General features: G+C 63.6%; 14 protein-coding genes. 4 read left to right on the top strand and 10 right to left on the bottom strand.

The window, feature by feature from the left end:
* The first annotated feature begins 441 nt into the window (after positions 1–441).
* Positions 442–2,412, top strand: coding sequence for a M23 family metallopeptidase (locus tag LB536_RS18290; RefSeq protein WP_181178197.1), 1,971 nt, complete (start codon positions 442–444; stop codon positions 2,410–2,412).
* A 3-nt stretch (positions 2,413–2,415) separates the two neighbouring features.
* Here the strand turns inward: LB536_RS18290 and LB536_RS18285 are convergent, their stop codons facing one another.
* Positions 2,416–3,981, bottom strand: coding sequence for an MFS transporter (locus LB536_RS18285; protein WP_224595184.1), 1,566 nt, complete (start codon positions 3,979–3,981; stop codon positions 2,416–2,418).
* Positions 3,982–4,132: 151 nt separating this feature from the next.
* On the opposite strand from LB536_RS18285, the gene LB536_RS18280 reads away from it, so the two are divergent.
* The gene (locus tag LB536_RS18280) at positions 4,133–4,765 is read left to right on the top strand and encodes a TMEM175 family protein (protein WP_224595183.1); all 633 of its coding nucleotides are present in this window, start codon (positions 4,133–4,135) and stop codon (positions 4,763–4,765) included.
* Here LB536_RS18280 and LB536_RS18275 read toward each other — a convergent pair.
* The 8 genes from LB536_RS18275 to LB536_RS18240 all read right to left on the bottom strand — a co-directional run bounded on the left by LB536_RS18275 (position 4,739) and on the right by LB536_RS18240 (position 16,592).
* Positions 4,739–6,250, bottom strand: coding sequence for a L,D-transpeptidase family protein (locus LB536_RS18275; RefSeq protein ID WP_224595182.1), 1,512 nt, complete (start codon positions 6,248–6,250; stop codon positions 4,739–4,741). The two genes, LB536_RS18280 and LB536_RS18275, sit on opposite strands and share 27 nt — an antisense overlap.
* Before the next feature lie 150 nt (positions 6,251–6,400).
* Entirely contained in the window at positions 6,401–6,766 is a 366-nt protein-coding gene (locus LB536_RS18270) for an MmcQ/YjbR family DNA-binding protein (protein ID WP_224595180.1), read from the bottom strand.
* Between the two features lie 135 nt (positions 6,767–6,901).
* The gene (gene clpB, locus LB536_RS18265; protein WP_224595178.1) at positions 6,902–9,508 is read right to left on the bottom strand and encodes an ATP-dependent chaperone ClpB; all 2,607 of its coding nucleotides are present in this window, start codon (positions 9,506–9,508) and stop codon (positions 6,902–6,904) included.
* 220 nt (positions 9,509–9,728) lie between these two features.
* A complete protein-coding gene (locus LB536_RS18260) occupies positions 9,729–10,724 on the bottom strand; it encodes a DUF4167 domain-containing protein (protein ID WP_140754186.1) in 996 nt (331 codons plus the stop codon).
* Between the two features lie 302 nt (positions 10,725–11,026).
* Positions 11,027–11,905 (bottom strand): peptide chain release factor N(5)-glutamine methyltransferase, encoded by an 879-nt coding sequence (gene prmC / locus LB536_RS18255; RefSeq protein WP_140809373.1) that lies wholly within the window; start codon positions 11,903–11,905, stop codon positions 11,027–11,029.
* A complete protein-coding gene (gene prfA / locus LB536_RS18250) occupies positions 11,898–12,977 on the bottom strand; it encodes a peptide chain release factor 1 (protein ID WP_140809375.1) in 1,080 nt (359 codons plus the stop codon). The genes prmC and prfA overlap by 8 nt, the downstream gene beginning before the upstream one ends.
* A gap of 9 nt (positions 12,978–12,986) precedes the next feature.
* Positions 12,987–15,257, bottom strand: a complete 2,271-nt coding sequence (ptsP, locus tag LB536_RS18245; protein WP_224595176.1) for a phosphoenolpyruvate--protein phosphotransferase — start codon at positions 15,255–15,257, stop codon at positions 12,987–12,989.
* An 81-nt stretch (positions 15,258–15,338) separates the two neighbouring features.
* Positions 15,339–16,592 carry an aspartate kinase gene (locus LB536_RS18240; RefSeq protein WP_015315600.1) on the bottom strand — a complete coding sequence of 418 codons (1,254 nt, stop codon included), beginning with the start codon at positions 16,590–16,592 and terminating at the stop codon, positions 15,339–15,341.
* A 217-nt stretch (positions 16,593–16,809) separates the two neighbouring features.
* On the opposite strand from LB536_RS18240, the gene LB536_RS18235 reads away from it, so the two are divergent.
* Entirely contained in the window at positions 16,810–18,672 is a 1,863-nt protein-coding gene (locus LB536_RS18235) for a CHASE3 domain-containing protein (RefSeq protein WP_224595174.1), read from the top strand.
* Between the two features lie 102 nt (positions 18,673–18,774).
* Positions 18,775–19,524: a bifunctional 2-polyprenyl-6-hydroxyphenol methylase/3-demethylubiquinol 3-O-methyltransferase UbiG gene (gene ubiG / locus LB536_RS18230; protein WP_224595171.1), complete on the top strand. Its 750-nt coding sequence runs from the start codon at positions 18,775–18,777 to the stop codon at positions 19,522–19,524.
* Positions 19,525–19,581: 57 nt separating this feature from the next.
* Here ubiG and LB536_RS18225 read toward each other — a convergent pair whose 3' ends face one another.
* Entirely contained in the window at positions 19,582–20,496 is a 915-nt protein-coding gene (locus LB536_RS18225) for a DMT family transporter (RefSeq protein ID WP_224595169.1), read from the bottom strand.
* Positions 20,497–20,526: the final 30 nt, after the last annotated feature.

Genomic DNA, 20,526 nt, shown 5'->3' with positions numbered 1-20,526 from the left:
GCCCTCGTTCGTGAGGCGTATATAGTCGCCACCCAGACAAACTGTCAACACCGCTTTCTCAAGTTTTTGAACTTTTTACGACAGAAATTTCGAGCGGGTCCTGTCGATAGCCGACTGCCGTAGGGGAACTGGGCACAACAGGAGGAGGAGGCACGAAGGAGCCCTATTGCCGCCGCATTGCCGTTCGACACCAAGGCCAACAAAGAGGCGCGAGCACAGCCGTGCAATGGCCTCTTTATGAGCCTCGTAAGGAAGCGCGCGACAAGCCTCATAGATAAAGGCACACCGCCCGCTTTTCACAGCGCTCTATAAGAGAAGTGCACGAGGGGAATTCGACCGGGGCCTGAGGCTTCGTTGACTTAACCTGCCGTGACAGGCAAATGTCATGGCCACAACAAAAGCGACGAGCCGTTCCGCCCGGGGAAGAAGCAGCCTTTCTGGATGCCAGATACGGAAGATGTCATAGCCGAACTCGGCAATGAGCCGCCGCTTATCGCGGACGGTCGCAGCGGCCCGCCCGATCGGCGCGAGGTTTCTGCGCGCTGGCTGTCGGGTACATTCCTCACTGGCGTGACCTCGAGCGTTCTGATGGGCGTCGCGCTGTTTGCCGCGCTTGACGGGCGCCAGCAACTGGCGACCCCACCCGAGATCGCGGAACTGATCGGCCTCGCCAGCAATGGCGATTCCGGCGAAGTGGCAAAAACGACCAGACTGGTGGCGCCGCGTCAGATCGCCAAGGCCAAGGACCGTCGTCGCATGGAAGTGTCGATGGTCACCAAGGTCGGCGACCGCGATGTCATCCACACCATGCCTTTCGTGCAGATCAAGATGGCACTCGCCGCCGGCCACACCACCAGCCGGCCCTACCCGCCTTTCGACCCGATGCAAGTGTTCGGCGACGACGGCGACGATACATCGGCGCAACCGGCGACGGCCTCGGCCGCTTCCGGCCAGATCTACGGCGCCAAGGTCGAAAGCGAAATGAGCCTGAAGACCGTCGACTTCCCGATCGAGACGGCTTCCTTCGACGAAAAGAGCGACCTGTCCGCCGACGAGGTGGAAAAGGTGGTGCGCGAAGCCGGCACCGACCTCAGCGACGGCGCCGTGCAGGTGGCTTCACTCCATTATGTCGATCCGCAGCGATTCGGCGAAGCTTTTGCCGAGAGCATGGCCGGCTCCTATGATGTGAAGATCGTGCCGGAAAACGTCTCCGTGTCGCCGCGCGCCAACGCAGACGACAAGGCGCCGGCTTTCGCCGAGGAAATCATCCCCTTCACCAAAGACACCGACCTCACCGAGGCCTTTGCCGACTCGGGCTATACGGGCGACGATGCCACCGGCATGGCCGAAGCGATCGCCAAGCTGCTCAACGCGCCGGCGCTCAAGGCCGGAACCGTACTGCGCGTCGGTCTCGAGGTTCATGGCGACGCCGCCAAGGTCGTGCGCACCAGCGTCTACGACAAGACCACGCACATCGTCACCATCGCACTCGACGACCGCGGCCAGTACGTGCCGGCGCAGGAGCCGGAGCCCAATCCCGAATTGCTGACGGCGTTCGATGATTCGTCGGCGCCGGTGGTGGTGCGTGGCAATCTGCCCAACGTCTATGACGGAATCTACCGCGCCGCCTATTCCTACGGCATGTCCAAGGCGATGACCCAGCGGCTGATCAAGCTCCTGGCGTCCGATGTCGACTTTCAGTCCCGACTCAATCCCTCCGACCGCCTTGAAGTGCTGTTCTCGCAGCCTGATGGCGACGACCAGACGTCGGACAATTCCGAGCTTCTCTATGTCTCGGCGACGTTTGGCGGCACGACGCGCAATTTCTACCGCTTCCAGATGCAGGACGGCAGCACGGACTATTTCGACGAAGACGGCTCGAGCGCTAGGCAGTTCCTGCTGCGCAATCCGCTGCCCGCCGGAAAATTCCGCTCCGGCTTCGGCGCCCGCAAGCATCCGATCCTCGGCTATGTCCGCATGCACACCGGCGTCGACTGGGCAGCTCCGATCGGCACGCCGATCATCGCCGCCGGCAATGGCGTCATCGAGAAGGTCGGCTGGGCCGGTGGCTATGGCAAGCAGATCATCATTCGCCATGCCAATGGCTACGAGACCTCGTACAATCACCAGAGCGCCTTTGCCAAAGGTATGGAGCCCGGCGTGCACGTGCGTCAGGGCCAGACCATCGGCTATCTCGGCCAGACCGGCCTCGCCACTGGCCCGCACCTCCACTACGAACTGATCGTCAACGGCACCAAGGTCGATCCGATGCGTGTGCGTCTGCCGGTCGGCAAGGTGCTGAAGGGCGACGATCTCGTCGCCTTCAAGCGCGAGCGCGAGCGCATCGACGATCTGCTGAAACAGGAAGATGGCAATTCGCTGAAGGTCGCCAGCGCCAAGATCGAAGGCTGAGTCTCAGCCTTCGTCCTGCCGAGGTTCGGCGCGCCGCGACCACGGCAGCGCTTCGCCGGAAATCGTCGTCCATGCAACGACAGCGGAAAGTAGGCACAGCAGCGCCGTCACCGAGGAGACGGCGGAAAAAGCCGCGTCGCTGGCTGCGATCCTCATCGCATCGAGTGCCGGCGAAAGTCCTGCTGGTGGCAGTTCGCCGAAACCAGGCACGCCGGGCGCGGCATTTGCCTCCAGAGCATAGGCGTAGATCCAGGCAGCAAGCGACCCCATCGCCGCCACCGCGATCAGACCGCCGATGCGTGAGACGGCGTTGTTGATGCCGGAAGCCGCGCCGGTGTCCTTGTCTTCCACCGCCGTCATGATCGCGGTCGACAATGGCGACACGACCAACGCCATGCCGAGCCCCATCAGCGCCATCAAGGGAAAGATGCCCGTCCAGAAATGGTGAAAGCCGGCATGGGCGAGCAAGGCAAGCCCGGCGAAGGCAATCGCCACGATCAGGCTGCCGCAGGCAATCGGCAAACGTGGCCCGATCCTGTCCGACAGCTTGCCGACGGGTCCCGACAAAAGCGCGATCGCTGCAGACAGCGGCAGGAAGATGAAGCCGACCTCGGCCGTGCTCACCCCCCAGCCGGCGATCAGCAGCATCGGCAAGTAAAAAAGATTGGCCGACAGCGCGAAATAGAGGAAGAAAGTCGCGACATTGGCGCCTGCGAAAGCACCGATGCGAAACAGGCTGAGGTCGATCATCGGCTCGCGCTGCCGCCGCTCGAACAAGATGAAGACGACAAGCAGCACGGCGCCGGCGGCAATGCTTGGACCGGCCATGCGGCTCTCGCCGCTGGCGCTCATCGAAGTCAGCCCATAGGCGAGCGCGCCGAAGGCCAGCGTCGCAAGCGCACCACCGGCAAGGTCGAGGCTGCGTTGCTCCGTCGGCGCATCGGCCGGAATCTTGGCAAGCAGCAGATAGATCGAGATCAGGCCGAGCGGCAGGTTGACGGCAAAGATCGCCCGCCAGATGCCATCGCCGAAAGCCGACAGCACCAGGCCGCCGAGCACGGGGCCGAGAGCGGTGGTCAGCGCCGAGGCCGCCGCCCAGATGCCGATCGCGCGGCCGCGTTCCTTCTTGGGATAGGCCTTGGCAATGATGGCGAGACTACCTGGCACCATGATCGCGGCACCGATGCCCTGGAGCGCGCGAAACGCGATCAGCACGACAGCGTTCGGCGACAGCGCGCAGGCAAGCGAGGTGGCGACGAACAGCGCAATGCCGGCAACGAAGGCTCGGCGCAGCCCGAACCGGTCGCCCGCGGCACCGCCGGCGAGGATTAGCGCCGAGAGCGTCAGCGCGTAGGCATTGGAAATCCACTGTGCCTCGACAAGGCTGGCGCCGAGGTCGACGCGGATCGCCGGCATGGCGATCGCCAGGATCGATCCGTCGATGAAGCCGAGCGCCGAGGCCAGGATCGCCGCGATCAACACATAACGCCGCTGCGATTGCGGGCAGAACGTGCCGTTCGCGACCGATGCGGTCAGCGGAATGGCGGCGGCTTTATCGGGTGAATGCATGCCATCCTAATTAGATTGCCGGCGCACCGGCAACAACCAGCCAGAGGCTTGTTGTCCTTGAAACAAGCCACATTGCCAGGGATCGCATCTGCCCCGATGCAAACCGCGGCAGTCATGCTAGTTTCCCAGGAGCCGCGGGCAGGAGAAATCGATGAAGCGTCCACTCGAAGCATCGGTTGAAGGGCGCGGCCGTATTGTCGGTATCACCGATGGCGTGTTCGCCATCGCACTCACACTGATCGTGCTCGAGATCAGGGTGCCGGCACATGAGGCCATCCATTCCGAACACGATCTTCTCGTCGCCGTCGCGGCATTGGCGCCCCGCTTCCTCACCTATGCCTTGAGCTTCCTGACCCTGACCATCTTCTGGTTCGGCCAACAGGCGCAGCATGGTTTGATCGCCAAATCCGACAGACGGCTGGCCACGCTGAACCTGTGCTTTCTCGCCTTCATTGCGCTGTTGCCGTTCTCCACCGATCTGCTGGCCGATTTCCTCGAATTCCGGACCGCGGTGCTGGTTTACTGGCTGAACCTGCTGATGCTCGGCATCACGCTGTTCGCCAGTTGGCACTATGCGGTGAAGTGCGGCTTTGTCGCGGAAGATGTCGGCGCGGAAACGAAACGCACGGTCTACCTGCGCATCGTCAAGGCGCAGGTTCTGTGGGCGGTCGGGACCGCACTCTGCCTGATCAACCCTTTGCTCAGCGTCGGCTTCATTCTGGTCGTGCAGTTGATCTATGCCGCGGCGCTACGCGGCTCATTGCTGCGCAACGTCATCGGCTGAAGGTCCGCCAACGAATTCCACGGTAACGCCCGGCGACACCAGCTTGGCGAGCTCGCGCGCGTCCCAGTTCGTCAGGCGCACGCAGCCATGGCTTTCAGTCTTGCCGATCTTCGACGGCTCGGGCGTTCCGTGGATGCCGTAGGTCGGTTTGTCCAAGGCGATCCAGACTGACCCGACAGGTCCGTTGGGGCCTGGTGGAACGGTAAGAATCTTGTCGTTCTCGCCCTGCTTGAAATTGATGTTCGGATTGTAGGTGTAGTTCGGGTCGAGCGCGATGCGCGACACGGCGTGGATGCCGGTGGGCGACGGCGTGTCCGCCGAGCCGATGGTGGCGGGATAGGCTGCTACCAGCTTGCCGCCCGCATCGTAGGCGTACACCTCCTTCTTGGTCTTGTCGGCGACGATGCGCGCGACCGGCGTCGACACCAGCTTGCCGAAATTGGCGACCTTGATGATCGTGCCGGGGCGGTTGAAGTCGAGGCCCTTGTTGATCGACTTCAGATAGTTCTCGTCCATGTGGAAGCGCTCCGCCAGCGCCTCGGTGACAGAGGTGTAGCACATGCAGTTGAGCTGCGCCTTCTGGCTGTAATCTTCCGGTATCGACGCGACATATGGACCGGCTGCATCCTCTGCCGTGATGGTATAGTTGGCGAACGCGTCGCCGCCGGATTGCGAGAGTGCCGACTGGATGCCGACCGCATCGGTCGATTTGAGGCTGCTGCCGTTGATCTGGTTGTAGGCCGCCAGCGCCTTGTCGACATTCGAACCGAAGCGTCCGTCGATGACGCCAGGCGAAGCACCACCCCGGTCGAGCAGCACCTGCAGTGCCGCGACATCCTGGCGTGCGCCCAGCGAAAGCGACGGATCGACCGACGTCTTGCCGCCAACATTTGGCGGTAGTGCCGCCTGGTCGGAGGGCGCCGCCTCTTTCGTCGGAACTGCCGGCTGGAGAGGGTTTATCGACGCCTCGTTCAGCGGCTGGCGCTGGATGGTGTGCGGCTGCGGCGCATCGGGATAGTTGTTGTCGTAGTTGCCGTCGTCCTGCGGCGCCGGCGGATAGGCATCGACGGAATTGTTGCTGTCAGGATCATATTCGTCGGCTGGCGACGGGATGACCCGTCCTTCCTCTTCCAGTTGCTTGCGGCGGAAGCGGGCCATGTCCTGGGGATCGTCGAGATAGTAGCGGTCATCGGCGGGGGCACGGCCTAGTTGACGCAGCCTTGTCTCGCGGCGTAGCGCCCGGCGGTCAAGCCGTGTCTGCGGCGGCTGGATGGCGATTACCTTGCCGGTATCCGCATCGACGATGACGCGATTGCCCCTGGCGTCGTAGTAAATATCGAGATTGCCGTCCTGGGCGAGCAGAATGCCGCCGCCCTCGGCCGTGCGGACAGGCTGGGCAGCGCCGTCATGCGTCGGCGCCGCGAACGCGTTGGAAAATACCAGTCCCGCAACAAGCGCCGAAAGGGTGAAGATAGTGCGCAGCATAGTGGCGAAACTCTCCGGTCCGTATGTGCCGCCGCCCGGCATTGTGCAGTTCGGCGAACCCCTTCGCCAGCAAACCAGTTGCCCACCATATGGTTCCAACATGAACCGGGCATGAAGATGGCGGTTTTCCAGCGCCTCGAGGAATATCAGCTAGCCTGCCGCCAAGCCCAATTCCTTGCGCGCCTGCTTCGTCAGCTTCAGGGCAACCAGGCGATGACTCTCGCGCAAATAGTCCTTCAGCGCACCATCATCCATGCTCTGGCTTATCTGACGCTGGATCCACTTCATGCCGCGGGAGGCAAGATAAGGCGCGGGCCGCAGGCCCGGCTGCTCCTTGAGCACGTCATAGGCGATGTCGGAACATTTGAAGGTGACGAAGAGCTGCCGACCCTGATCCCAGCCACCGATCGCAAACACCTTGGTCCCGAGCTTCCAGACATGGGCGCCGCCCCATTGCACCACGTGGTTCGTTGCAGGCAGCGAGGCGCAGAAGCCGTTGTAATCGTCCAGCGTCATCCGGGCTCCTGTGACATGAAAACGCCGCGTGCCCACACTGGGCACGCGGCACTCTAAAGCGCGGCGCGCTTCAGATCTTTGTCTTATGCATGTCGTGTCCCAAAACTGAGGTCGCTTTTGGGCAACATGCACCGATCAGGCCGCCGCCTCGGCCGCGACGATCGTCGGCTTGGAGCGGAAATTCAGCCGGTCGGAACCGGCCGTGACCTTGACCGTCGAGCCGTCCAGTATCTCGCCGAGCAGGATCTTTTCCGCCAACGGATCCTGCAGCTCCTTCTGCATCACCCGCTTCAACGGCCGGGCCCCATAGGCGGGGTCGTAACCCTTGGCCGCCAGCCACTCGATCGCCTCGGGATCCAGCGACAGCGTGATCTTGCGATCGGTCAGCAGGCTCTCCAATCGCGTGAGCTGGATCTCGACGATACGGTCCATGTCCTTGCGGCGCAGCCGGTGGAACAGGATCACCTCGTCGACGCGATTGAGGAACTCCGGCCGGAACGATGCCCTGACCACGCCCATCACTTCGTCTCGCACGGCGTCGACATCCTGGTCCTCGCCGAGATTGACCAGATATTCGGCGCCGAGATTCGACGTCATGATGATCAGCGTGTTGCGAAAATCGACCGTGCGGCCCTGGCCGTCGGTGAGCCGGCCGTCATCGAGCACCTGCAACAGAACGTTGAACACATCGGGATGCGCCTTCTCGATCTCGTCGAACAGCACCACCTGATAGGGCCGGCGCCGCACCGCTTCGGTCAGCGCACCGCCTTCCTCATAGCCGACATAGCCGGGAGGCGCGCCGATCAGCCGGGCGACGGAGTGCTTCTCCATGTACTCGGACATGTCGAGGCGCACCAGCGCCGTCTCATCGTCGAACAGGAAGTTGGCCAAAGCCTTGGTCAACTCCGTCTTGCCGACGCCGGTGGGCCCGAGGAACATGAACGAGCCGATCGGCCGGTTCGGATCCTGCAGGCCCGCGCGGGCACGCCGCACCGCCTTGGAAACCGCCTGCACCGCCTCGCCCTGGCCGACGACACGCTTGCCGATCTCGTCTTCCATGCGCAACAGCTTGTCGCGCTCGCCCTGCAGCATCTTGTCGACCGGAATGCCGGTCCAGCGCGACACGATATGGGCGACGTGGTCGGGTGTGACCACTTCCTCGACCATGCCGGCCTTGCCGTCCTGGGCCTCGGCCGCCTTCAGCTTCTTTTCCAGTTCCGGAATCTTGCCATAGGCAAGCTCGCCGGCGCGCTGGAACTCACCCTTGCGCTGGGCAATGGCAAGGTCGTTACGCGCCTCGTCGAGCTGCTTCTTCAAATCGGCCGCAAGCCCAAGCTTCTGCTTCTCGGCCTGCCACTTCGACGTAATCTCGGTCGATTCTTCCTCCAGGCCGACAAGTTCCTTTTCCAGGCGGGCGAGCCGGTCCTTCGAGGCTTCGTCCGTCTCGACCTTCAGCGCCTCGCGCTCGATCTTGAGCTGCATGATGCGGCGGTCGATCTCGTCCAGCGCCTCAGGCTTGGAATCGACCTGCATGCGAAGCCGCGAGGCGGCTTCGTCGACCAGGTCGATCGCCTTGTCCGGAAGGAAGCGGTCGGCGATGTAGCGGTTGGACAGCGTCGCCGCCGCCACTAGCGCCGAATCGGAGATACGCACCTTGTGGTGCTGCTCGTACTTCTCCTTCAGGCCGCGCAGGATCGAGACCGTGTCCTCCACCGTCGGCTCGTCGACGAAGACGGGCTGGAAACGGCGGGCAAGTGCGGGATCCTTCTCGACATGCTTGCGGTATTCATCGAGCGTGGTGGCGCCGACGCAGTGCAGTTCGCCGCGCGCCAGGGCAGGCTTCAGGAGGTTCGACGCATCCATGGCGCCGTCCGCCTTGCCGGCGCCGACCAGTGTGTGCATCTCGTCGATGAACAGGATGATGTTGCCACTGGCCGAGGTGACTTCGGAGAGCACGGCCTTCAGCCGCTCCTCGAATTCGCCGCGATATTTGGCACCGGCGATCAGCGCACCCATGTCGAGCGCCATCAGTTGCTTGTCCTTCAGCGATTCCGGCACGTCGCCATTGACGATGCGCAGCGCCAGGCCTTCGGCGATCGCCGTCTTGCCGACGCCCGGCTCGCCGATCAGAACCGGGTTGTTCTTGGTGCGGCGCGACAGCACCTGAATGGTGCGGCGGATCTCGTCGTCGCGGCCGATGACCGGATCGAGCTTGCCCGCGCGTGCGTCCGCGGTGAGGTCGCGCGCATATTTCTTCAGCGCGTCATAGCCTTGTTCGGCACTCGCCGAATCGGCGGTGCGCCCCTTGCGGACGTCGTTGATGACCTGGTTCAGCGCCTGTGCGGTGACGCCGGCCTTGGCCAGGATTTCGGCCGTCTTTGCCGATTTCTCCATGGCAAGCGCCTGCAGCAGCCGCTCGACGGTGACAAAACTGTCACCGGCCTTCTTGGCCAGGTCCTCTGCGGTCGAGAACACCTTGGCCAGCGGCTGCGCCAGATAGAGCTGGCCATTGCCACCCTCCACCTTGGGCATCGCCTCGAGCGCCGTCTCGACGCCGAGTTTGACGTCACGGACATTGCCGCCGGCACGCTCGATCAGCGACGCGGCCAGACCCTCGTCATCGTCGACGAGGACTTTCAGAATGTGTTCGGGAGTGAATTGCTGGTGGTTCCGGGAGAGCGCCATCGTCTGCGCGGACTGGATAAAGCCGCGCACGCGCTCGGAGTATTTCTCAAGGTTCATATTTGTCTCCTTCCATCACCGGCCCGCTTTGCGGCACCGGATCAGATTGCGGTGACGGATCCGCCCATTCGAGCCGGATCCTGTTCAGGCCAGATATGGTGCATAGGACGGGGTGTCTCAAGACGCCTTGATGTCGGTCAATCCATATTATTCCCCGAGCATCCCAACCAAAACGGCGGAGATTGCTCCCCGCCGTTCGATGTCCTGCAGTGCCGCTCGATCAGTTGTCGATGTCGGCGATCACGGGTTCAGCGCTACCGCTTTCGCCCGGAGCCGCGGTCGTCTCACCGGCATCCGCATTGTCGCTGCCGCCCTCGACCTGATCGGGATTGGCGCGCGGACGGCGCGGGCGCCGTGGGCGGCGGGCCGCACCGCTCTCGGCGGCCGCCTCATTGAGTTCGGCCTGGGCGGCCAGACCGGCTGGCGAGAAATTCTCGAACCGTGGAGCCGGCTCTGCTGCCGCGACAGTCTCGGACGGTGAAGCGGGCACTGCCTGGACTTCTGTCTGCCCCGAGGCCTCGTTGCGCTGCTGCTGGCCGCCTTGTTCGGCTGAAGAAGCATAGTCGCGCTGGCTGTTTTGGCCGTAGCCGCCGTTAGGGCGGCGATCGCGATGACGCCCGCCATCGCGGCCGCCATTGTTGCGCCCGCCACCGTCACGCCCGCCACCGTCACGGTTGTCGCGACCGCTTTCCCGGTTCAGCGCAACTTCCGCCGGCATGCCCTCGATCACTGGCTGCGGGCCGGCGCCATGGTTGACCACCGGAATTTGCGGATCGGAACCGGCGTTGCCGCTGCTATTGCCCGCCCCGCTATTGCCAGCCCCGCTGTTGCCGGCCCCGCTGTTGCCGGCATTGTCGAACTCGTCGCGATCCTCATCGCCGTCCTCATCGAACTCGTCGCGCGACTGCTGGACGTTCTGGATCGGCATCTGCGCCTGTGCGGCGGCAATGATGCGGTTGTAGTGTTCGGCGTGCTGGAGGTAGTTCTCCGCCATCACCCGGTCGCCGGAGCTTTGCGCGTCACGGGCCAGGGTGGCGTATTTTTCGGCGATCTGCTGAGCCGATCCCCGGATCTTCACGTCCGGGCCGTTGCTCTCGTAATTGCGCGTTAGCGGATTCGGGCCCTTGCGGTTGTTGTTGTTGTTATTGTTGTTCCCACCGCCGCCGCCATTGTTGTTGCGACCGCGCATGCGCCTGTTCTGCTGTTGTGGCCTCATTCGACTCTCTTCATTTTGAAATTTTCGAAAAACTCTTCACGAACGGAGGCGCTCATGCAGCCAGCCGTTTCGTTTCTTCACCGGCGTTCGCCCGCATCGATTGCGTTGGCGCCACGTGCCATCCTGTTCCGGTTACATCACTTGCCGGACGATTCCCGCACGAAGCTTGGGCGTCGTTTGCGCAAGAAGGCAGCTATATCCAAGGAAACCGAATCGCTAAGAGCACTGCCTGCTTCGTCTCATCCGGTTAGGCGACCCTAGCCGCATTCCCCGGTATTGCCAAGCGCTTTTTTTGCACTGCGTCAAGACGTTGCCCGCTGAAAAACAAGAACCCTGTCGTTTCCGCCGAGATCGCCAAACACCTCGCCGCCCGCGTAACCGGCCGCGCGAAATATATCGTCGACGTCGTTGCTTTGTGTGTGGCCGATCTCGACCGCAATTCTGCCTTCGGCTTCCAGAAATCTTGCCGCCTCTGCGGCGATGACCCTATAGGGGTTCATCCCATCAACGCCACCATCCAGGGCAACATGCGGGTCGAAATCGCGGACCTCGTCCTGCAGATTTCCAATCTCTTGAGTTGGTATATAGGGAGGGTTTGCGGCAATTACATGGTACCGCCCGGAAACTTTTTCGAACCAGTCCGATTGGACCGTCGTGAAACGATCGCCGAGCCCGAGCTGCCCGGCATTGCGGGCCGCCATTGCCAGCGCGCCGGCGGAAATGTCGACACCGGTGGCCGTCGCGGCCGGCACGACGCTCAGCAGCGCCAGGGCGATGGCGCCCGTCCCGGTGCCGAGATCGAGGATGCGGCATGCACCCTCCCGCGCGACCATTGCCTTGACGAAGGGCAGCACCGCCTCGACCAGCGTTTCGGTGTCCGGCCGCGGCTCCAGCGTCTCCGGCGACAGCGACAGCCGCAAACCGTAGAATTCGCGATAGCCGAGGATGCGATGCACCGGCTCGCCACCGGCTCGCCGTCTCAGGGCGCCGTCGATCGCGGCGACGGCGCCGCCGTCGATCTTGCGCTCGGGGTCGGCAGTGGCCTGCGTGCGCGTCGTGCCGGAATAATGCTCGACGATCAGCCGCGCATCGAGCGCGGCATCATCGATACCGGCCGCGGCAAGCCTGGCCCGCGCCTTCCGCAGCAGCGGCCCCAGCGCCTCGGGCGGATGGTCAGCCATCGAGGCCTATATCGGCCAGCAGCTTCGACTGGTGATCGGCAATCAGCGCATCGATGACTTCATCGAGTTCACCCATCATCACCCGGTCGAGCTTGTAGAGCGTCAGGTTGATGCGATGGTCGGTGACGCGGCCTTGCGGAAAATTATAGGTGCGGATGCGCTCCGAGCGGTCGCCGGAGCCGACCTGCGACTTGCGCGATTCGGAACGCTCCTCGTCCGCCTTGCTGCGCTCCATGTCATAGAGCCGGGCACGCAGGATCTGCATGGCCTTGGCCCGGTTCTGGTGCTGCGACTTCTCCGCCTGCACCACCATGATACCGGTCGGTAAATGGGTGATGCGGACCGCGGAATCGGTGGTGTTGACGTGCTGGCCGCCGGAGCCCGAGGCGCGCATCGTGTCGATGCGGATGTCCTCGGCCCTGATGTCGATGTCGACCTCTTCCGCTTCCGGCAGCACGGCGACTGTGGCGGCGGAGGTGTGGATGCGTCCGCTGGCCTCGGTTGCCGGCACACGCTGGACCCGATGCACCCCGGACTCGAATTTCAGATGGGCGAACACACCCTTGCCTGAGATCGTGGCGATGATTTCCTTGAAGCCGCCGGCATCGCCGTCGCTCGCCGATACCGTTTCGAACCGCCAGCCGCGTTCGGCGGCGTAGCGCTCATACATACGAAACAGGTCGCCGGCGAAAAGTGCCGCCTCATCGCCACCGGTGCCGGCGCGGATTTCGAGGATGGCGTTCTTGTCGTCGGCGGCATCCCTGGGCAGGAGCAGGATCTGGATGTCCTTCTGCAGCGCCTCGATGCGCTCCTCGACGCCGGACAGATCGGCTTCGGCGAGCGCCCGCATCTCGGCGTCGGTGCCCTTGTCGGCGAGCATCGCTTCGAGGTCGGCCTGCTCATGCTCGGCCGAGCGCAATTCCCTGACCTTGGCCACCATGTCCTGCAATTCGGCATATTCGGATGCCATCTTCACATAGGCATCCGGCGCCGGTCCGGCCGACATCTGCGCTTCGAGCATCTCGAAACGCTTGACAACTTGATCCATACGATCGCGGGGCAAATTGACCATGATGACGTGCTACAACGGGATCGAGCGGTCGTCGGCGAAGGCCTGCAGCAACGCCCGCATCGGCAGCCCTTGCGCCGGCGCCATCAGATTGTCGTCGAAGAAAGCCTCCAGTTCCGCCAGCGGCAGCTCCGTCAGCATCGCCTTGACCGGGCCGATCGAGGCCGGCGACATCGAGATCGAGCGGAAACCAAGGCCGATCAGTGCCATCGCCGAGATCGGCTTGCCGGCGAGTTCACCGCACAGGGTGACGGGCGTATGGTTGCGGGCGCCGGCGTCGGCGATCTGCTTGAGCACGCGCAGGAACGGCGTCGACAACGTATCGAAGCGGTTGGCCAGTTGCGTGTTGCCGCGGTCGACCGCCATGACGAACTGGAACAGATCGTTCGACCCGACCGAGACGAAGTCGACCGCCTTCATCAGTTCGTCGAGCTGGAACAGAAGCGATGGCACTTCCAGCATGGCGCCCAGCTTGAGACTGGTCGGCAGATGATGTGCGAAGCGTGAGAGGTGCCGCACCTCACGGTCGATGATTTCGCGCGCCTGGGCGATCTCGCCAAGCTCGGTCACCATCGGCAGCATCAGCTTAAGCTCGCGCCCGCCGCTGGCCTTGAGCAAGGCGCGGATCTGTGTGCGCAGCAAGCCCGGCCGGTCGAGCGTCAGGCGGATCGCCCGCCAGCCGAGCGCCGGATTCTCTTCCTGGATCGCGCCCTTGAAGTAGGGCAGCACCTTGTCGCCACCGATGTCGATGGTGCGGAAGGTGACCGGCTTGCCGCGCGCGGCCTCGAGCACGTCGCGATAGAGTTTTTCCTGGGCTTCGGCGCGTGGAAAGGTCGAGGCGACCATGAACTGCAGTTCGGTGCGGAACAGGCCAATGCCGGCAGCGCCCGACTCGACCAGCTGCGGCAGGTCGACGGCAAGCCCGGCATTCATCAGCAGATCGACCTGGACACCGTCCCTGGTCGTCGACGGCTTCTTGCGCAGCTCGCGGTAGACCTCCTGGCGACGCGCCCGGAACCGCACTTTTTCGGCATAGGCGGCTTCGAGATCGGATTGCGGCCGCAGATGGATCGCGCCTTCCTCGCCGTCGACGATGATGGGGTCGCCGTTTTCCGCCATGGAAACGGCGCCCTTCATCTGGCCGGCGACGGGAATGCCCATGGCGCGGGCGACGATGACGACATGGCTGGTCGCCGCGCCATCCTCGAGCACCAGGCCGCGCAGCTTGTCGCGGGGATAGTCGAGCAGTTCAGCGGCGCCCATCGAGCGGGCGACGATGATGGCGTCCTTCGGCAGCGAGGCCGCGACATCCTCGGGTCCACGTCCCATCAGCTGGCGCAACAGCCGGTTGGCGAGATCGTCGAAATCGCTCATCCGCTCGCGCAGATAGGGATCGGTCATGTGCAGCATGCGGGCGCGCATGTCGCTCTGCACCTTTTCCACCGCCGCTTCCGCTGTCAGGCCGTTGCGGATCGCCTCTTCCAGGCGTCGTACCCAGCCGCGGTCGTTGGCGAACATCCGGTAGGCTTCCAGCACCTGGCGATGCTCGCCCTCGAAGGCGACATCGCGGCGCTCCAGCATGTCGTCGATCGAGAGCCTGAGCGAACCGAGCGAGGCTTCGAGCCGCCGGACCTCTTCCTCGCTGTCCTCGTTGAACAAATTGGTGACGACGATGCGCGGCTCGTGCAGCACGACATGGCCAAGCCCGACGCCATCGTTGAAAGACAGCCCGGTGAAGCTCACGGGCCGGCGCAGGTCGAGTTCGAGGCCAGGCCGGGTCAGCCGCGCCAGATCGCCGGTGGCGATCATCTCGGCGATGACCATGGCGGTGGTTTCCAGCGCCTCGACCTCGTCGTCGCGGTAATGGCGCATGGTCTTGTTCTGGACGACCAGGACGCCCAGCGTGCGCCCTGCCCGCAGCACCGGGACGCCGAGGAAGGAATTGTAGATCTCCTCCCCGGTCTCCGGCAGGTAGGCGAAGGCCGGGTGTTCCTGCGCGTTGGACAGGTTGAGCGGCCTGGCACTTGCCGCGATCGTGCCGACCAGGCCTTGCCCCAGCCGCAGCTGCGCCTGATGGACGGCGTTCGGGTTCAGACCTTCGGTGGCGTAGAGTTCGAGCACCGAATCGGCGCGCAGCACGTAGAGCGAGCACACTTCGGCGACCATATTGGAGGCGATGTCGCGCACGATACGGTCAAGCCGCTCCTGCGGCTCCAGCGGCTCCTGCATGAGCTCGCGGAGCCGCTTCAGCAAAACGCGCGGGCCGCTGGCCTGGTCACGCATCGCGGCTTCTTCTCCAATGAAACACTTGCCGGCGCAGTTTCCGCCGCGCCCGGCATGCACGCAACAACTGATTCAGTCTTGCTACTGCTTATCCAGACCGTAGACGGAATGCAAAGTGCGAACCGCAAGTTCCGTATACGGACCGTCGATCAGTATCGAAATCTTGATCTCGGAGGTGGTGATGGCGCGGATGTTGATCGCCTTGTCCGCCAGTGCCTTGAAGGCGGTGGCGGCAACACCCGCATGGCTCCTCATGCCGATGCCGATGACCGAAACCTTCGACATGCCGGCCTCCGACTGCACGACATCGTAGCCGATCTCGGCTTTCAGCCGGTCGAGCACGGCCAGCGCCTTGTCGACATCGCCCGACGGCACGGTGAAGGTCATGTCGGTCAGCTTGCCGTCCTCGGAGATGTTCTGGACGATCATGTCGACATTGATGTTGGCCTCGGCCAGCGGGCCGAAGATGCCGGCGGCGACGCCTGGCCGGTCGCCGACACGGCGCAACGAAATCTGCGCCTCGTCCTTGGCGTAGGCAATTCCGGTGACGACCTGCTGTTCCACGATCTCTTCCTCGTCGCAAATGAGCGTTCCCGGAGGATTGAGCAAATCCCCCATTCCGGGCGCATCGGGATCGTCGAAGGACGACCGCACGAAGGTGCGCACCCTGTGCACCATGGCAAGCTCGACCGAACGCACCTGCAGAACCTTGGCGCCGAGCGATGCCATTTCAAGCATTTCCTCGAAGGAGATCTTGGCCAGCCGGCGCGCCTTGGGCTCGATGCGCGGATCGGTGGTGTAGACCCCGTCGACGTCGGTGTAGATGTCGCAGCGGTCAGCCTTGACCGCCGCGGCTATGGCAACGGCACTGGTGTCGGAGCCGCCGCGGCCAAGCGTTGCGATGCGGTTGTCTGGCCCGATGCCCTGGAAACCGGCGATGACCGCCACCTGCCCTTCGCCGAAGCGCTTGACCAGGAAGGCGCCGTCGATGTCGAGAATGCGCGCCGCGCCATGGGCGTTGTCGGTCTTGATCGGGATCTGCCAGCCCTGCCAGGAGCGCGCATGCACACCCATGTTCTGCAAGGTGATGGCAAGCAGGCCGGCCGTGACCTGTTCGCCGGAAGCGACGACCGCGTCATATTCGCGTGCGTCATGCATCGGTGAGGCTTCGCGCGTCCAACCGACCAGTTCATTGGTTTTGCCGGCCATCGCCGAAACCACCACCGCCACCTCGTGGCCGGCGTCGACCTCGCGTTTGACATGACGCGCCACATTGCGGATGCGGGCGATGTCGGCGACGGAGGTTCCGCCGAATTTCATCACGATACGCGCCATGGAAGCGAAATGCCTTTGACTGGAGCCGGCCCGAGGCCGAAAACGGGGAAAAGCGCCCGGCTGGCGCCGGCCGCTGAATGCGCGGCCTCCTTAACCAAATGAGGAAGGTTTCGCAAGGCTGACGGCGAATTGCGTAACAAAACGGCATATTGCCTTCCAGGCCGGCGCCGCTTACCAAATGCTGCCTGCGGTAATTCCTTTTGGTTCGGCATAACAGATGATTGCTCGTCTTCGGCGCGCCATTCGATTGCAGCCGCTCCCGATTATTGCCGGCTTCGCCACGCTGGCGCTGATCGTCGGCGCCCGTGCCGTGCTCGTCGAGAGCCAGAGGGCCAATCGTGCCGCCGCACGCGACACAATCGAATACCAAGAGCAGCTTTCCGGGCTGCTTTCACTGGCGCAAGACGCCGAGAGTGGTGAGCGCGGCTACCTGCTGACCGGTGAAAAATCCTATCTGGAGCCTTACCGGAGGGCCGTCGAGGCAATTCCGGGACAACTGGCACGGATCGACAGCGCGACTGCTCCCGACGATCAGATCGCCCAGCAGATCGGCCACATCAAGGCCGCGCTTTCAAAACAGCAGGCTGAGCTGGCCGAGACCATAGCTCTCTACGATCGAGGCGATGCGGCAAAGGCCCTGCAATTGGTCCGCAGCGGCCAGGGCAAGTCAGCCATGGACGACATCCGCGCCAGCATGGATACGATCCGGCGTATTGGCGCCGCCGCAGTGGCCGCGCGCGACGAGCATACCGACCAGGTCGAGGCCTGGTTGCGCATCGGCTCGCTGGCTGCGTTGCTGGGGATTTTCCTGCTTGGGGTCTACACCATCCGTCAATCCCGCCGCCGCTTCCGCGAGGTGGTCGTCGCCCAGGAAGAGCTGATGCGCAAGAACATCGAGCTCGGCAACGAGATCCAGACACGAGAAAAGGCCGAAACCCAGATACGCCAGATGCAGAAGATGGAGGCTGTCGGGCAACTGACAGGCGGCATCGCCCACGACTTCAACAACATGCTGGCGATCATCCTCAGCGCCATGAACCTTGCCCAGCGCAAGCTGAAGCGAGGCGAACATGACATCGAAAAGCTCGTCGAGGCCGCGACGGACGCGGCCAGCCGTGCCGCCAACCTGACCTCGCGCTTGCTTGCCTTCTCCCGCCTGCAGCCTCTGGCGCCGCAGGTTGTCGACACCAACCGGCTGTTGACCGGCATGTCCGATCTTCTGCGCCGTGCCCTGGGTGAAGGCATCAGCATCGAAACCGTGCTGGCGGGCGGCCTGTGGAAAATCCACGCCGATCCCAACCAGCTCGAGAACGCGATCCTCAATCTGGCCGTCAATGCCCGCGATGCCATGGATAACGATGGCAAGCTGACCATCGAGACCGTCAACAGCCACCTCGACGAGGCCTATGCCTCGACGCACGCCGACGTCGCGCCTGGCCAATATGTGATGATCGCGGTTACCGACACCGGTGCGGGCATGTCGCCTGAGATCATCACCAGGGCCTTCGAGCCCTTCTTCACGACCAAGCCGGTCAGCAAGGGCACGGGACTTGGGCTGAGCCAGGTGTTCGGCTTCGTCAAACAGTCGGGCGGCCACGTCAAGATCTACTCCGAGCCCGGCGAAGGCACGACGATCAAGATCTATCTGCCCCGATTTTTCGGACCGGGAGAGCCGGCAGCGCCCGCCGGGCGCGAGAAGAGCGCTGTCAAGATCACCGAGACGATCCTCGTCGTCGAGGACGACGCCCGCGTGCGGGCTTCCACGACGGAAATCATGCGCGAACTCGGCTACACCGTCATCCATGCGGCGAGCGGACAAGAGGCCCTTCAGAAGCTCGCCGCGACACCCGGCATCGCCCTGCTTTTCACCGACATCGTCATGCCGGTGATGAATGGCCGCAAGCTCGCCGAGGAAGCGCTCGCGCGCCAGCCCGGGTTGAAAGTGGTCTTCACCACAGGCTTCACCAGGAACGCCGTGGTCCACAACGGCGTGCTCGATCATGACGTGCACTTCCTGGCCAAGCCGTTCACCATCGAGCAACTGGCGGCGAAGCTGCGCGAGGTGCTGGACACGAAATAGGCTGGCCTTTGGGCGGTCCAGTCACTTTGTCAGCATTGAAAATTGTTGCCTTGACATTCGATGCCTCACGCCCGACTTCCTAGCGTCCGAGGAGACCAACCCATGCCTGAGCCCCGACGATCGACGATCGATGCCGGAGAAGTGGAACGCTTTTCCGCCCTTGCCGCCGAATGGTGGAACCCGAACGGCAAGTTTCGTCCACTGCACAAATTCAATCCGGTTCGGCTTTCCTATATCCGCGACCAGATCGCGGCGCGCTTCGGTCGCGACCCGCGGGCTGCGCGGCCTTTCGAGGGCCTACGTATCCTCGACATCGGCTGCGGCGGTGGCCTTTTGTGCGAGCCGATGGCGCGGCTCGGCGCCGATGTGGTCGGAGCGGATGCCTCCGGAATAAACATAGAAGTGGCGAAACTGCATGCCGCCGAAGGCAATGTGAGCGTGGACTATCGCGCTACGACGGCAGAAGATCTCGCCGACGCCGGCGAAAAATTCGATGTCGTCCTCAACATGGAAGTGGTCGAACATGTCGCCGACATCGACCTGTTCGTCGCCAAATGCGGCGAGATGGTCAAGCCCGGCGGCATCATGTTCGTGGCCACCATCAACCGCACGCTGAAGGCGCTCGGCCTGGCCATCATCGGCGCCGAATATGTGTTGCGCTGGTTGCCGCGCGGCACCCATCAGTTCGGCAAGCTGGTGCGCCCGGAGGAGCTGGAAAAGGCGCTTGGCTCCGCCGGCCTGACCATCATCGACCGCACCGGCGTCTCCTACAATCCGCTTGCCGACCGCTGGTCGCGGTCGAAGGACATGGACGTCAACTACATGGTGCTGGCGGAGAAGGGATCGGTCTGAACAGCCAATCCTCCCGCCGATACCCACGGCCGGAGCCGGCGGCGAGGCTAAAGAAGCTTAGGCGGCCTGGTTCTGCGCCCTCGCAGCGGTCTGGCTCTGCGCCTTTGTGGTGATGAACACGCCGGCTGTGATGATGACGGCGCCGATCCAGGTCAGCGGCTGATAGTTTTCGCCAAGGAAGATCGTACCGGCAAACAAGCCGACGGCCGCCGCGACATAGCCGATCTGGCTGAGATAGACCGGACCGCCCACTGCCTGCAGCCGGAAGAAGAAAGCAAACATCGCCGATGCCGAGGCCATCTGCGCCACTGCGGTGAGTGGCACGGTGCCAAGTTCGATGAAGGCCTTGCCTCCCAACAAGGTCAGGATGCCGACGAGCAGCATCGCCGCCGACGCCAAATGGCTGCCGACCGCGAGTTCGATAGGACCGGTCCCTTCCGGCCAGTCGATGGTGCGGTAGATGTTGCCGGCAGCGAGACTGACGGGAATGAGCAGGCCAATGACGACCCAGACGATTTCGGCCGGCTGGCCGGCCTCGCCGCGCGTCGCCGCCACCATGACCGCGCCGACGAAGCCGACGGCGATGCCTATGATGCCCAGCATGTTGGGGCGCCGGACACCGAACAGGATCGAAAACATTAGCGTGACGACCGGCGACAGCGTGAACATGATGCCGGTATAGCCGGCGCCCAGATGTGGAATGGCCGAAAACATCAGGAGATTGGGGACGGCATAGGACACGGCGGCGGTGACGAAGAAATAGCGCAGTTTGTGCGCGGTGAGCCGGATGCGCTGGCCGCGCAGCAGCAATACGGCGAGAAGCACGCCGCCGGCGCCGAGCGAGATGACGAAGGCCCAGACCATGGCCGGCACGCCGGCCGCCGTGGCGAGCTTGCCGAAAGGCAGCGTCAGGCCAAGCAGGCCGCCGGTGACGACCAGCAGGCCGAGCGCCGAATCCCAGAGAAGTTTCATCGAATGATCCTGTCGCTGCGAGGTCGCGCT

This window comes from Mesorhizobium sp. ES1-3, assembly GCF_020164795.1.
Lineage (GTDB): Bacteria > Pseudomonadota > Alphaproteobacteria > Rhizobiales > Rhizobiaceae > Mesorhizobium.
The sequence above is the reverse complement of the archived record's forward strand: the minus strand, read 5'-3'. Positions and strand labels throughout refer to the sequence as shown.

What these genes read in the sequence shown, in the direction of transcription:
- LB536_RS18280 (WP_224595183.1), top strand. Translation starts at nt 4,133, where the DNA reads ATGAAGCGTCCACTCGAAGCATCGGTTGAAGGGCGCGGCCGTATTGTC.
- clpB (WP_224595178.1), bottom strand. Translation starts at nt 9,508, where the DNA reads ATGAACCTTGAGAAATACTCCGAGCGCGTGCGCGGCTTTATCCAGTCC.
- LB536_RS18225 (WP_224595169.1), bottom strand. Translation starts at nt 20,496, where the DNA reads ATGAAACTTCTCTGGGATTCGGCGCTCGGCCTGCTGGTCGTCACCGGC.
- prmC (WP_140809373.1), bottom strand. Translation starts at nt 11,905, where the DNA reads ATGGCTGACCATCCGCCCGAGGCGCTGGGGCCGCTGCTGCGGAAGGCG.
- LB536_RS18290 (WP_181178197.1), top strand. Translation starts at nt 442, where the DNA reads ATGCCAGATACGGAAGATGTCATAGCCGAACTCGGCAATGAGCCGCCG.
- LB536_RS18285 (WP_224595184.1), bottom strand. Translation starts at nt 3,981, where the DNA reads ATGCATTCACCCGATAAAGCCGCCGCCATTCCGCTGACCGCATCGGTC.
- LB536_RS18235 (WP_224595174.1), top strand. Translation starts at nt 16,810, where the DNA reads ATGATTGCTCGTCTTCGGCGCGCCATTCGATTGCAGCCGCTCCCGATT.
- LB536_RS18270 (WP_224595180.1), bottom strand. Translation starts at nt 6,766, where the DNA reads ATGACGCTGGACGATTACAACGGCTTCTGCGCCTCGCTGCCTGCAACG.
- ubiG (WP_224595171.1), top strand. Translation starts at nt 18,775, where the DNA reads ATGCCTGAGCCCCGACGATCGACGATCGATGCCGGAGAAGTGGAACGC.
- LB536_RS18275 (WP_224595182.1), bottom strand. Translation starts at nt 6,250, where the DNA reads ATGCTGCGCACTATCTTCACCCTTTCGGCGCTTGTTGCGGGACTGGTA.
- prfA (WP_140809375.1), bottom strand. Translation starts at nt 12,977, where the DNA reads ATGGTCAATTTGCCCCGCGATCGTATGGATCAAGTTGTCAAGCGTTTC.
- LB536_RS18240 (WP_015315600.1), bottom strand. Translation starts at nt 16,592, where the DNA reads ATGGCGCGTATCGTGATGAAATTCGGCGGAACCTCCGTCGCCGACATC.
- LB536_RS18260 (WP_140754186.1), bottom strand. Translation starts at nt 10,724, where the DNA reads ATGAGGCCACAACAGCAGAACAGGCGCATGCGCGGTCGCAACAACAAT.
- ptsP (WP_224595176.1), bottom strand. Translation starts at nt 15,257, where the DNA reads ATGCGTGACCAGGCCAGCGGCCCGCGCGTTTTGCTGAAGCGGCTCCGC.